The sequence below is a fragment of the Acidimicrobiales bacterium genome, from assembly GCA_034521975.1.
Taxonomy (GTDB): Bacteria; Actinomycetota; Acidimicrobiia; order Acidimicrobiales; family SKKL01; genus SKKL01.
Genome location: JAXHLR010000005.1, coordinates 1 through 12,381 on the forward strand (window position 1 = coordinate 1; position 12,381 = coordinate 12,381).

General features: G+C 68.4%; 14 protein-coding genes. 13 read left to right on the top strand and 1 reads right to left on the bottom strand.

The genetic code is table 11. From position 1 onward, the window contains the following. Positions 1-319 precede the first annotated feature (319 nt). From U5K29_06765 to U5K29_06775, 3 genes are all read left to right on the top strand, one after another. The gene (locus tag U5K29_06765) at positions 320-634 is read left to right on the top strand and encodes an EthD family reductase (protein MDZ7678235.1); all 315 of its coding nucleotides are present in this window, start codon (positions 320-322) and stop codon (positions 632-634) included. A gap of 177 nt (positions 635-811) precedes the next feature. After that, positions 812-1,840 (top strand): FAD-dependent oxidoreductase, encoded by a 1,029-nt coding sequence (locus tag U5K29_06770; protein MDZ7678236.1) that lies wholly within the window; start codon positions 812-814, stop codon positions 1,838-1,840. After that, positions 1,837-2,232 (top strand): SRPBCC family protein, encoded by a 396-nt coding sequence (locus U5K29_06775; GenBank protein MDZ7678237.1) that lies wholly within the window; start codon positions 1,837-1,839, stop codon positions 2,230-2,232. Before U5K29_06770 ends, U5K29_06775 begins: the two co-directional genes overlap by 4 nt. A gap of 50 nt (positions 2,233-2,282) precedes the next feature. Here the strand turns inward: U5K29_06775 and U5K29_06780 are convergent, their stop codons facing one another. Beyond that, positions 2,283-2,660, bottom strand: coding sequence for an SDR family NAD(P)-dependent oxidoreductase (locus tag U5K29_06780; GenBank protein MDZ7678238.1), 378 nt, complete (start codon positions 2,658-2,660; stop codon positions 2,283-2,285). Positions 2,661-2,853: 193 nt separating this feature from the next. Between U5K29_06780 and U5K29_06785 the strand changes: the two genes are divergently transcribed. The 10 genes from U5K29_06785 to U5K29_06830 all read left to right on the top strand — a co-directional run bounded on the left by U5K29_06785 (position 2,854) and on the right by U5K29_06830 (position 12,377). Next, positions 2,854-3,243 carry a cytidine deaminase gene (locus tag U5K29_06785; protein MDZ7678239.1) on the top strand — a complete coding sequence of 130 codons (390 nt, stop codon included), beginning with the start codon at positions 2,854-2,856 and terminating at the stop codon, positions 3,241-3,243. Between the two features lie 27 nt (positions 3,244-3,270). Next, positions 3,271-3,609 (top strand): DUF3029 family protein, encoded by a 339-nt coding sequence (locus U5K29_06790; protein MDZ7678240.1) that lies wholly within the window; start codon positions 3,271-3,273, stop codon positions 3,607-3,609. A 170-nt stretch (positions 3,610-3,779) separates the two neighbouring features. After that, a complete protein-coding gene (locus U5K29_06795; GenBank protein ID MDZ7678241.1) occupies positions 3,780-5,300 on the top strand; it encodes a molybdopterin-dependent oxidoreductase in 1,521 nt (506 codons plus the stop codon). Positions 5,301-5,334: 34 nt separating this feature from the next. Continuing rightward, positions 5,335-7,227, top strand: a complete 1,893-nt coding sequence (locus U5K29_06800) for a molybdopterin-dependent oxidoreductase (protein ID MDZ7678242.1) — start codon at positions 5,335-5,337, stop codon at positions 7,225-7,227. After that, positions 7,227-7,553, top strand: coding sequence for a hypothetical protein (locus U5K29_06805; protein ID MDZ7678243.1), 327 nt, complete (start codon positions 7,227-7,229; stop codon positions 7,551-7,553). Before U5K29_06800 ends, U5K29_06805 begins: the two co-directional genes overlap by 1 nt. Then, a complete protein-coding gene (locus U5K29_06810) occupies positions 7,553-8,785 on the top strand; it encodes a 4Fe-4S dicluster domain-containing protein (GenBank protein MDZ7678244.1) in 1,233 nt (410 codons plus the stop codon). Before U5K29_06805 ends, U5K29_06810 begins: the two co-directional genes overlap by 1 nt. 10 nt (positions 8,786-8,795) lie before the next feature. Further along, positions 8,796-9,602: a molecular chaperone TorD family protein gene (locus U5K29_06815; GenBank protein MDZ7678245.1), complete on the top strand. Its 807-nt coding sequence runs from the start codon at positions 8,796-8,798 to the stop codon at positions 9,600-9,602. Continuing rightward, complete coding sequence (locus U5K29_06820) at positions 9,599-10,588, top strand: ethylbenzene dehydrogenase-related protein (GenBank protein MDZ7678246.1); 990 nt, start codon at positions 9,599-9,601, stop codon at positions 10,586-10,588. Before U5K29_06815 ends, U5K29_06820 begins: the two co-directional genes overlap by 4 nt. Then, positions 10,585-11,553: a hypothetical protein gene (locus U5K29_06825; protein ID MDZ7678247.1), complete on the top strand. Its 969-nt coding sequence runs from the start codon at positions 10,585-10,587 to the stop codon at positions 11,551-11,553. The genes U5K29_06820 and U5K29_06825 overlap by 4 nt, the downstream gene beginning before the upstream one ends. Beyond that, a complete protein-coding gene (locus U5K29_06830) occupies positions 11,550-12,377 on the top strand; it encodes a YwiC-like family protein (protein ID MDZ7678248.1) in 828 nt (275 codons plus the stop codon). Before U5K29_06825 ends, U5K29_06830 begins: the two co-directional genes overlap by 4 nt. Positions 12,378-12,381 lie beyond the last annotated feature (4 nt).

A 12,381-nucleotide genomic window follows, 5' to 3' on the forward strand; every position in this document is an offset into this window, starting at 1 on the left:
TCCGTCGGGTCGGCGCCAGCGTGGGTGTCGCCCACTCGGTCCCGGGTGACGACCGCTCCAGTCTGCTCGGCCGGGCCGATCGCAGCATGTACGAGGGCAAGCGAGCTGCCCAGGTTGCAGGCACTCGGGGGACCGACCGGCGTCGACCCGCGTCCTGATCGGATCGACACGAGAGTCGCCGCGAGCGAGATCGGGAGGTCGGCTGACGCTCCTGGCGTGATCGGAGGCGCTGCGGCCGTTGCTCAACAGCCGGGGCCACCGAGATGGCTGGTGACCAGCGGACCGCGTGAACGCCGTGTCTGCACGATAGAGAGGAGACATGGCAAACCTCACCGTTCTGTACACCAAGCCCGAATCCGATGCCGAGGCTTTCCTCGCGGAGTACAAGTCGGACCATCTGCCGATCGCCGCGAAGTTCCCCAAGATGACCTCGCACACCACCACGGTGTTCACTGGCACGCCCCGCGGCACCGAGCCTCCGTACTACGTGATGTTCGTTGCCACGTGGGACTCACAGGAGGACATGCAGGCGGCGATGGGCGACCCCAGCATCATGGAGGCGAGCAAGCACGCCATGGGTCTGACCCAGAAGTACGGCAACAAGGCCGAGATGTTGATTGGCGACGAGGCTTGAGACGTTGACGGCCCGTGCTTAGGTGCCTGCCACCAGAGGACGATCAAGCGGAAGCCGGCCCCGGTGCAGTTCCGCCGGCGCCGGAGTCTTAGCCATCGCCCTGACTGCAGGGGCAGGGGCATCCCTTCATCAACCTTGGACTCGAAGTCCGGTGTCTGACAGAGAGGGAGGCGCTCGGTGACGCCCCGCCGGCGCGTCGTGGTGGTGGGTGCCGGGGTCGCAGGTCTCACCGCCGCCAGGTACCTGTCTCAGTCGTTCGATGTGATGGTCGTGGACAAGGGCCGAAAGGTGGGCGGTCGTCTCGCCACCCGCCGGATCGGTGGCGCTACGTTCGATCACGGCGCGCAGTTCATCACCACCCATACCCCCGAGTTCGCTCAGCTGGTGGCCGGGTGGGAACGAGCCGGGGTGGCCCGGCAGTGGTTCGAGGGTCGGACCGGCCCCGACGGGGTCATCGACGCCGATGGTCACATCAGGTTCCGTGGCGTCGCCACGATGAGGGCCATCGCCGAACACCTGGCCGAGGGACTCGACGTGCGCGTTTCAACCCAGGTGGTTGCCGTGGAGCCATCCGATGCCGGCTGGCGGATCCGACTCGAGGACGAGACCCAACTCGTGGCCGACGCTGTCGTCCTCACCGCACCGGTGCCCCAATCCCTCGCACTTCTCGCTGCCGGTTCCGTCCGGATGTCAGCGGCGGATGTCCAAGCGCTGCAGGCCATCCGCTACGAACCCTGCTTGGCGATTCTGGCCACACTCGACGGCGCGTCTGGGCTCGGTGATCCCGGAGCGGTCCTCCCGTCCGCCGGCCCGATCAGCTGGATGGCAGACAACCACCTCAAGGGTGTGTCCGCGATTCCGGCGGTGACGCTTCACGCCACCGCCGACTTCAGTCGATCCCACTGGGATGACGGGGACGAGATCGTGATCGCTGAGCTGTTGCGGTCAGCGGGGCTGAGCGCCCGTCCTCTCGCCGACCAGGTTCACGTTCAGCGCTGGAAGTTCGCCCGCCCGACAACGATTCACCCCGAAAGATTCTTGGTTGCCGAAGGTGTCCCCCCGCTGGTGTTCGCTGGCGACGCTTTCGGCGGAGCGAAGGTCGAGGGTGCCGCGCTGTCGGGAACTGCGGCGTCAGAGGCGCTTGCATCCCTGCTCGGGACCGCCGATTCGGGCGGCTCGACCGAGGCTCGGATGGACGACCGATGAGGCAACTCTGGGTCTCCACAGAGATCGATGCGCCCGCAGCCGCCGTCTGGGGGCTGCTCGTCGACCTCGACGCATGGCCGAGGTGGGGCCCGTCGGTTCGCCGTGCGTCGATCGAAGGTGGTGCCTTGGCGGCCGGCGCCCACGGGAAGGTGCAGACGGCGCTGGGCATCTCGCTCGCCTTCGAGGTCACCACGTTCTCACCCGGCGCCGGTTGGGCGTGGAAGGTCGGCGGCATCAACGCCACCGACCACCGTGTCGAGCCTCTGGGACCTGACAGATGCCGCGTGGACTTCGGGGTCGGCTGGCCTCTTGCCCCCTACCTGGCTGTGTGCCGGATCGCGCTGCGCCGACTCAGGCGGCTCACCGATGGAGCCGGCGGGGTCCGCCAGTGAGGGCCTCTGCCCCGGGTGACCACAACACCACCGGGACCCATAGAGCTGTTTCACGCCGTGCCCGAGACGTTCACGACGGCGCCCCCGGGCGCCAGCTGGGGAAGGGCGGCCTTGGCCAGCATGATCGGCAAGAACGTGTTGGTCAGGAACACCTCTTCCATCGCATCGACGGTCAGGTCGCCCACCGGACCGAACGCCACCACCCCGACCGCGTTGATGACCACGTCGAGTTTGCTGGCGTGCGCGATCGCGGCATCGACTGCACGGGCGCAGGCGTCAGGCGTCCGCAGATCGAGGGCGATACGACGTCCCGGCACGGCCATCTGGTTCAACCGGTCGCTGCTGCGGGCCACGAGGGTGAGCTCGGCGCCACGACGGTGCAGCTCGTCAGCCAGCGCGCTACCGATGCCACCGGTTGCGCCGGCCACCAGGACCGAGGCACCTTGCACCGGATACGTCTTCGCCGAGGTCTGCTCATCGCCATTCTCGTTGTGGGGTGCGTTCTGATCAGGCGCGGGCGCCACTGATACCCTCCGGGATGGCTCCGATCGCGGCCGCACACTACCGGCAGGCCGTCGTTGTCAACGGTCTCATCGCCGTATCGAACCTTCCGGAGGCGACATGGATCTCGGAGAGGTGACCAAGGCTGCCCTGGAGGCGCGTGGACGGGCCTATGCGCCCTACTCCGGGTTCCGTATGGGCGCGGCGGTGCTGACCGATGGCGGCACGATCATTACTGGCGCGCTCGTCGAGAACGTGTCGCTCGGCCTTGCGATGTGCGCCGAGCGAGTGGCGCTCTTCTCCACAGCTGCCTCGGGCGAGCGACCGACGGCCCTGGTGGTGGCCTCACCTCGCACGAGCGGGTCGCTCACCTTCCCCTGTGGAGCGTGCCTTCAGGTGGGGCTCGAGCTTGGTGGTCGCGAGCTCGTGGTCAGTGCCGTCGCGCCCGACGGCACCAGTGAGCGCGCGTCACTTGGTGACCTGTTGCCGCGAGGTCCCCACAAGGGCTGATCGCCAAGTGCAGCCGCCGACCCCGTAGTGCATGGCCAGCTGCGCTGCTGGAGGAGCGGGCCGTCAGCGTCCCTCGCCTTCTACACCATCCCCACCGCTGATCTCGATGACAGAAGCCACGCCCTGCTGCACTCTCAGGCCGGGCTCGACAGCGACACTGGATTCACCGTCGGCACCCGCGTCGGGGTCGGCACCGAGCCCGACCTGTACCGACACCTCGCGGCCGTCGCCCCCAACCACGCGCATCCGCCTTCGGGGGTGAGCGACATCGTGCGGCTCGATGAGACCGTCGTCGACTGCCTGGGCGCCGAGGGGGTGCGCGACGTGCGCCGACGCTCGCTCCCCGAGGTCGCGGTCGCGGTCTGAGCCACCGCCGCTGTTCCGCCGCGTGACCTTCGGCCGCCCGAGAATGGGCCAACCGGCATGATTCTTGGGACCAAAGACCCTTTCGCGATAGCGGCAGACCGCGGTCGATTGGCAGTGTGGGACTTGGGGGAGAAGTCGAAGCACCACAGAACGTGCCGACCGGCGGAGGGATGTCGCGGCGGGCGTTCCTGCAGATCTCCGGTGGTGCTGTGGCTGCCAGCGCCGCCTACCTGCGGCTCGGGATGCACTTTCTGAGCGCACAGGAGGGCATCGACAACCCACTGCTCGCCTACCCGAACCGCGACTGGGAGCGTCTCTATCGCGACCAGTACGCGTACGACGACAGCTTCACCTTCGTCTGCGCGCCGAACGACACCCACATGTGCCGGTTGCGCGCCTTCGTCCGCAACGGTGTCGTGACCCGGATCGAGCAGAACTACGACGGGGCCTCCTACGGCGACCCGCAAGGCAACACCTCGACGGTGGCCTGGAACCCACGCGGCTGCCCGAAGGGCTTCACCCTGCACCGTCGGGTCTACGGGCCGTACCGAGCCAAGTACCCGATGGTCCGCGCCGGGTGGAAGGAGTGGGCCGACGACGGGTTCCCATCGCTGTCCGACGACCCGTCGCTGCGGACGCGCTACCGCTTCGACGCTCGTGGCGACGATGACTTCGAGCGGCTGAGCTGGGACGAGGTCGACGAGTACCTCGCCCGGGGCCTCCAGGCCATCGCCGAGACCTACAGCGGCGACGAGGGGGAGCGGCGACTGATCGAGCAGGACGGATACGAGCCAGAGATGCTCGAGTTCTGGGAGGAGTCGGGCGTGCGGACCATGAAGTTCGGTTCCTCGCTCCCGGTGCACGGGGTCGCCGGCAAGTTCAGCCTCTTCCGGTTCGCCAACATGTTGTCGCTGCTCGACGCCGACGTCCGAGGCGTGGGCGAGGACGAAGCGGTCGGCGGACGCGAGTGGTCGGAGTACACGTGGCGTGGCGACCAGGCACCGGGCTTCCCGTTCGTCCACGGGCTCCAGTCGACCGAGGTCGACATGAACGACATGCGCCGGAGCCGCCTGGTCGTGATGATCGGCAAGAACCTCGTCGAGAACAAGATGCCCGACAGCCACTGGTTCCACGAGGTGATGGAGCGCGGTGGCAAGATCGTCTCGATCGTCCCCGAGTACGGGCCGCCGTCGACGAAGTCCGACTACTGGATCCCGGTGCGGGCCGGACTGTCCGACACCGCGCTGGTGCTGGGCATCGCCAAGGCCCTGATCGACCGCGACGCCTACGACGAGCGGTTCCTGCTCGAGTTCACCGACATGCCCCTCCTCGTGCGTCTCGACACGCTGCAGCGTCTTCGTGCCGACGAGGTGTTCGGCGACCATCAGCCGCTGCTCGACGCGGAGGGGCCGAGCTTCGCGGTCCACGGATTGACCGCCGAGCAGTACGAGCAACTCGGCGATCGCGTCGTGTACGACCGGGCCAGCGGTGGTCCCCGCGCCATCAGCCGCGAGGCCGTCGGCGCGCGGCTGACCGCGCAGGGCATCGACCCCCAGCTCGACTTCGAGGGCACGGTCGCCCTCGCCGACGGCACCGAGGTGCAGGTGGCCTCGGTGTTCGCCATGTACCGCGATCACCTGGCCGACTACGACCTCGACACGGTGGTCGACATCACAGGCTCTCCCACGTGATCTGGTCGAGCAGCTCATCGAAGACCTCGCCACGCTGCGACCTGCCGCGATCCACGTCGGCGAGGGCATCAACCACTACTTCCACGCCACGCTGCACAACAGGGCCTGCTACCTGGTGGCGATGCTGATCGGCAGCATCGGGGTGCCCGGTGGCGGTGTGTCCACCTGGGCCGGCAACTACAAGGGCGGCATCTTCCACGGTGCGCCGTGGCACGGCCCCGGAGTGGGCGGCTTCATCAACGAAGACCCCTTCCACCCACTGCGCGATCCGGATGCGAAGTACACCTTTGACAACCAGCGCCACACGGTCCACGGCGAGGAGACGAGCTACTGGGGCTACGGCGATCGTCCGCTCATCGTCGACACCCCCGCCGCCGGACGCAAGGTCTTCACCGGCCGCACGCACCTGCCGACCCCCACGAAGGTCATCTGGTACAACAACGCCAACCTGATCAACCAGGCGAAGTGGGCGTACCACATCATCAAGCACGTGAACCCGAAGGTCGACCTCATCGTCGACCAGCAGATCGAGTGGACCGGATCGGCCGAGTTCGCCGACATCATGGTCCCGGCCAACAGCTGGCTCGAGGCCAGGACGCTGGAGATGGGTGGATCGTGCTCCAACCCGTTCCTACAGGTCTGGCAGGGTGGCATCGAGCCGCTTCACGACACCCGCGACGACATCGAGATCTTCGCTGGTGCCGCCCGAGCGCTGAGCCGCCTCACCGGCGATGAGCGCTTCGGACAGTACTTCGAGTTCTCCGACCGGCCAGAGGTCTATCTCGACCGGGTGCTCGCAGCCTCGTTCACCACCGAGGGCTACACCACCTCCGACATCCTCGCCGGCCGCTACGGCGAACCGGGTGGTGCGCTGTTCCAGTACCGCACCTACCCGCGTGTCCCCTTCCTCGAGCAGATCCGCGACAGCCTTCCCTTCTACACCGACACCGGACGCCTCAACGCCTACGTCGACATCCCCGAGGCCATCGAGTACGGCGAGAACCTCATCGTGCACCGCGAGGCGGTCGAGGCGACGCGGCACCTGCCGAACGTCATCGTCTCGACCAGCCGCTTCCTCCGACCCGAGGACTACGGGATCGACCCGGCCGAGATGGACGCCGACATGCGTCAGGTCCGCAACATCAAGATGTCGTGGCAGGAGGCGAAGGCGACGACCAACCCCCTGTTCGAAGAGGGGTTCCGCTTCCTCTGCCTCACGCCGAAGTCGCGGCACAGCGTGCACTCCTCGTGGGCGGTCACCGACTGGCACTGGCTCTGGGCCTCCAACTTCGGTGACCCCTACCGCGCCGACACCCGGATGCCGGGGGTCGGGGAGCCCCAGATCCACATGAACCCCGACGACGCCCGGGACCTCGGGCTGGCGGGCGGTGACTACGTGTGGATCGACGCCAGCTCCACCGACCGCCCGTTCATCGACACCGGTGACGACGACGCGTTCTTCGAGGTCGCCCGACTGCAGGTTCGGCTCACCCTCAACCCGGCCTACCCGCGGGGCGTGACCATGCTGAAGCACGCCTTCTACATGGCGACCCCGCGAACGTTCCGGGCCCAGGCGGCGCGCGACGACCACCGGGCGCTGGCGCCCACCGGATATCAGTCGAGCTTCCGATCCGGCAGCCAGCAGAGCATCACCCGCGGTTGGGCACCCCCCATGCACCAGACCGACACGCTGTTCCACAAGCGTGCCGGCGCCATGGGGTTCGTGTTCGGGTTCGACGTCGACAACCACGCCATCAACACGACGCCCAAGGAGACCCTGGTCCGGGTGACCAAGGCGGCTCCGGGCGGTGTCGGGGGCCAGGGTCGCTGGTGGCGGGGCACCACTGGCCGGGCGCCGGGCGAGGAGAACGCAAGGATGCAGAGCTACCTCTCAGGTGGGCTCATCGAGGTGAGGGGGATTAGTTGATGGACAGCACACCGGTGCGGTTGCTGACTGCGGCAGAACGGGCCATGCCCGATGGTGCCGCCAAGGCCGTCGAGGACGACGACCCCTACGAGTTGGTCGGCATGCGCTTCCCCGTCGCCCCCGGCGTCGACGCCGACCACGAGCTGGGTCGCGCCTTCGTCGAGGAGTACGCCCTGCTCGGCTGGCGCGAGGCGAAGGTGCGGATGCTGTTCGAAACCCCGCAGTTCGCCGGCGCCCACGACATCTACCGACGTCGCGGCTCGGCGTTCATCGACCAGATCCTCGGCGAGGTCTTCCGCGGCACGCAGAGCACGGAGGAGCACTGATGCCTGTCGTCTACAACTGGCACCTCGGCCGGGAGATGGACTACCGGTTCGACGCCGGCCAGACCGATCGGCAGTTCGCCGCGGTCTTCAACATCAACCGTTGCATCGGGTGCCAGACCTGCACCATGGCCTGCAAGTCGACCTGGACCCACTCGCCGGGCCAGGAGCTCATGTGGTGGAACAACGTCGAGACCAAGCCCTACGGCGGCTACCCCGACGGCTGGGATGTGAAGACCCTCGAGCTCCTCGCCGACACCAGCCGTGGCGATCCGACCTGGGATCCCGCTGACGGTCAGCCGGTGAGTGCTCCCTACGGGCGCTACGAGGGCCAGACCATCTTCGAGGCGGCCGACGGCACGACCCAGAACGTGGTGGGCTACCTGCCGACCGAGGAGGAGTGGAAGGGTCCGAACGCGTTCGAGGATCACGCCACGGCGTACAAGCCCGGTGGCACCCGGTTGCCCGAGCACGAAGGCTGGTTCTTCTACCTCCAGCGGATCTGCAACCACTGCACCTACCCGGGCTGTCTCGCCGCCTGTCCGCGCAACGCCATCTACAAGCGTCCCGAGGACGGCATCGTGCTGGTCGACCAGGAGCGCTGCCGCGGCTACCGCAAGTGTGTCGAGGCGTGCCCCTACAAGAAGACGATGTACCGGCCGACGACGCGCACCACCGAGAAGTGCATCGCCTGCTACCCGCGCATCGAGGGCCAGGATCCCCTCACCGACGGAGTCCCGACCGAGACCCGCTGCATGGCTGCCTGCGTCGGAAAGATCCGGCTGCAGGGCCTCGCCCGCACCGAGGCCGACGGCACCTGGGCCGACGACCCGAAGAACCCCCTGTACTTCCTCGTACACACCGAGCAGGTGGCACTGCCGTTGTACCCGCAGTTCGGTACGCAGCCGAACGTGTACTACATCCCGCCCCGGTGGGTGCCACGCCCCTACCTGCGCCAGATGTTCGGCCCTGGCGTCGATCGCGCCATCGAGCGCTACTCGCAACCGTCGCGGGAGCTTCGTGCGGTCCTCCAGCTGTTCCGGGCCCACCAGAAGATCGTCTTCAGCTACGAGATCGAGGAAGGACCGCCCTTCGCCGAGATCACCGTCGACGGCGAGCCGGTCACGCTCTATGACGACACCGTCATCGGCTTCGACAGCCAGGGGCGGGAGATCGTCCGGGTCACCGTCGACGAACCCATCCATGAGCGTCCCGGGAAGTACAACTCGATCTGACAGGAGTGCCATGAGCACCACGTCGAACAGCCAGCAGGAGGATCGGGACACAACGATCGCCCGCAGCGTGGTCTATGGCTTGCTCAGCCGGGCACTCGCCCACCCGAGCGAGGCCCGGTTGGCCGAGCTGCGAGAGACGGTCGGCCCGCTGGCCGCGCTGATCGTGATCGACGACCCGCAGCTCGGGCCCATGGTCGGTGACCTGCTCTCGATGTTCGATCGTCCGGCCGCGCAGCTGCGCCGCGCCCACACGTTGACCTTCCCGCCCATCGACTCCCGCGATCACCCGCCCTACGAGAGCGCCTATGTGTCGAGCGACATCTTCGTGCAGACCGACGTGATGGCCGACATCGGGGCCTTCTACCGTGCTCACGGTCTGCGTGCGGGTGGCGGTGAACCCGAGCGACACGACCACATCTGCACCGAGCTCGAGTTCATGGCGTTCATGGCCCACAAGCAGGTCTGTGCCATCGACGAGCTCGGTGCCGATGAGGTCGAGGAGTGCCACCGCACCCAAACCACGTTTCTGCGTGATCACCTCGGCCGGTGGGCCGTCGCCTTCGGTGACCGCCTCGCCATCTCCGCAGCCGACGAACCCTACCGCCTGCTCGGGCGACTGCTCCGGACGTGGATCGAGTTGGACTGCACCTTGCTCGCGGCAACACCCGAGGCCTACCTCGACCGACCCCATCCACCGATCCCACCCGACGACGGGACCTGTGGGTTCGAGGAGGCCGAGTGCAGCGACATCGATCCGATGCCATCGGCGCCGGCCACCCCGGTGTCGATGCCCGGCCGAAGGGGGACATCGCGGTGATCACACGCATTGCAGGAACGTCCACCGCTCGGGCCCGGTCGGTGACCGTGACCCTGGCCCTCGTGGTTGCCGCGACGTTGCAGCTCCTCGGTGCGAACCCCGCGGTGTCGCAGTCGACCGCGGTCGAGGCGATGCAGGTCGACCAGGTCCCCGATCTCGATCCTGGTGGTTCGGTCTGGGATCGGGCTCCAATGGCGGAGGTCGCCCTCAGCGCCCAGAGCACCACCTACCCGTTCGGTGGGAGCGCACTGCCCTCGGTTCGGGTCCAAGCGGTGCACGATGGCGACGCGCTGTTCATCCGCGTGGCGTGGCCCGACCCCACGGCCGACGAGAGCACCGTGGCGAGCGAGGACTTCGCCGACGCGGTGGCCGTTCAGTTCCCCGCAATCGCCGCGTCGACGGCACCGCCGCTGTGCATGGGCCAGGCCGATCAAGGCGTCAACATCTGGCACTGGCGTGCCGACGGCCAGCGGGGGCTACCGAGCTCGGTCGAGGACCTCCATGTCGACGGCTACGTCGACGGCTACCCATCGACCGACGACCTGTACTTCCCTGCCCGGGCGGCCGGCAACCCCAATGCGTTGACCACCCTCGGCCCCGTGCAGGATCTCGTCGCCGTCGGATTCGGGACCCTCGGTCCTGCGACCGACCAGACAGTGACCGGCTCGGGCCGGTGGGACCGCGACGAGTGGGCCGTGGTGTTCACCAGGCCCCTCTCCTCCGCCGATGCTGAGCGACCGGCCTTCGACGTGGGGTCCACGACCGACGTCGCGGTGGCGGCCTGGGACGGCGCAGCGGGCGACCGCAACGGCCAGAAGGCGGTCTCGGCGTTTCTGCGGCTGTCGATCTCCGCCGCGGACCTGCCGGCAGCTCCGCGGAGCGATGTCGCGCTGCTCTTGATCATCGGCGCCACGGTTGCCGGCGTCGTCGCCGTCGGGTTGGGATTCACGTTCCTGCTCGAGCCGCGCGGGCAGCGCTCATCATGACCGACATCGCATCACCCGCAGGCCGGTCGTCGGCCGGTCTCCGCGAGGTCGAGCTCGCACGGTGGCTCGCCGGCCCTGCCCTCATCGCCGCGCTGGTCGAGCTCGCGCTGCTCCGGCTGGCGACGCGCACAGCGATCCACATCCCGGGGATCCAGGAACTTGCCGGCCCCTACCAGGTGGTGTCGTCGGTCGGTCGCTTCGCGTTCTACGCCGGTGCCGTGCTGGTCGCCGTCACCCTCGCGCTTCTCGTGCCGCTGCTCACCCGGCACGACAAGCGCGCCGAGGCCTGCGCCCTCGGCGCTGTGGTCCTGGCCGCCGTTGCCACCCGGTTCGATGTCATCACCGGAACGGCCCTCGCGGTGGTCGTCGGGGGGGCGGTGGCGGTGCTTGCCTTCGGTCTTGCCCTCGCCGACCCGCGACTGCGCGCCTTCGTCGGCCTGTTCGGTGCTGCCTTCCTGGCTGCGGTCGCGCACGCGATCGCCCAGGACCTCTCGGGTGCGGGCAGCCTGCGACCGAGATCGACGTCGGAGCTGTTGGCCGCGTCCGAGCTGCTGCTGCTCGTGGGCGTCGTCGCGCTCGCGCTCGTCGTGCGCACCGATGGCCGCGACCGGCTCGTGGGTGCCGGGATCGGCCTGATCGTGTTCGGCGCCCTCACCGCCAGCGCGGCGACGACCAAGATCCTCATCCTGTGGACGTTCGGACTCCCCGGCTACCTCCCGCCTCTGTTCTACGCGGCGGCGGCCGGGTTGATGGCAGCGGTCCTGACCAGCGCGGTGCGCAGGGACCGAGCCCTCGCGATCGGTCTCGGGCTCTTGGCCGCCGGCGGGGTCGGCCTGCACAGCAGCTATCAGAGCATGCTCGTCGTCTGCGGCCTGGCACTCCTCGTCCTCCTGCCTCCTCGCCCGGTGGGTGCGGTGATCGGCACCAACGATCTCCGATCCATCGATCCCGAGGTCTCGCCATGACCGCCCGCCACGCCGCTGCTGTCCCCGACGGGTCGACCATCGCCGGCGATCGGTTCACGCTGCGAGCGGTGGCGATGCCCACCGAGCACGGTGGTTGGAGTCTCACGCTGGAACCGGTCCTGCTCGGCCTGCTGGTGGCGTGGTCCTGGCCGGGCTTGGCGCTCGGTCTCGCGGCGATGCTTGCGTTCCTCGCTCGGACCCCGCTGAAGCTCGTCCTCGTCGATCGCTGGCGGGGACGATGGTTGGCACGGACGAGGGTCGCCGCGCGGGTTGCAATCGTCGAACTGCTCGCCCTCGTCACCCTCGTCGCAGTCGCTGCCATCGGCGCCGACGGACGGTGGTTCTGGCTGCCGTTGATCGCCGCCGCACCGCTCGTGGCGATCGAGCTGTGGTTCGACATGCGCAGCCGTGGCCGACGACTGCTTCCCGAGCTCGCGGGCACGGTCGGCATCGGCTCGGTCGCCGCAGCGATCGCCCTACTGGATGATGCCGAGACGGCGGTGGCACTGGCCCTGTGGCTCGTCGTCGCCGCACGAGCAGCAGCAGCGATCCCCTACGCGCGGACACAGGTGTTGCGCGGGCACGACCGGCCGCACCACCTCTGGCACAGCGACCTCGCGCAAGCGCTTGCCGTCGTCGTCGCCGCCGTCGGGTGGCTGGCCGGCGCCGTTCCTCTCGCTGCCGCCCTTGCGATCGCTTGCGTCGCAGTGTTCAACCTCGGTGCTGTGCGCGCTGCGCCGCGGCCGGCCAAGGTCATTGGACTGCAGCAGATGTTCTTCGGGATCGCCGTGGTCGCCGTCACCGCCGTCGCAGTGCTCGCTTGACCGC

Bases quoted from the DNA above. Each gene is read 5' to 3' on its own strand.
- U5K29_06765 (MDZ7678235.1), top strand. From the start codon at position 320: ATGGCAAACCTCACCGTTCTGTACACCAAGCCCGAATCCGATGCCGAG.
- U5K29_06775 (MDZ7678237.1), top strand. From the start codon at position 1,837: ATGAGGCAACTCTGGGTCTCCACAGAGATCGATGCGCCCGCAGCCGCC.
- U5K29_06785 (MDZ7678239.1), top strand. From the start codon at position 2,854: ATGGATCTCGGAGAGGTGACCAAGGCTGCCCTGGAGGCGCGTGGACGG.
- U5K29_06795 (MDZ7678241.1), top strand. From the start codon at position 3,780: ATGTCGCGGCGGGCGTTCCTGCAGATCTCCGGTGGTGCTGTGGCTGCC.
- U5K29_06805 (MDZ7678243.1), top strand. From the start codon at position 7,227: ATGGACAGCACACCGGTGCGGTTGCTGACTGCGGCAGAACGGGCCATG.
- U5K29_06810 (MDZ7678244.1), top strand. From the start codon at position 7,553: ATGCCTGTCGTCTACAACTGGCACCTCGGCCGGGAGATGGACTACCGG.
- U5K29_06815 (MDZ7678245.1), top strand. From the start codon at position 8,796: ATGAGCACCACGTCGAACAGCCAGCAGGAGGATCGGGACACAACGATC.
- U5K29_06825 (MDZ7678247.1), top strand. From the start codon at position 10,585: ATGACCGACATCGCATCACCCGCAGGCCGGTCGTCGGCCGGTCTCCGC.
- U5K29_06830 (MDZ7678248.1), top strand. From the start codon at position 11,550: ATGACCGCCCGCCACGCCGCTGCTGTCCCCGACGGGTCGACCATCGCC.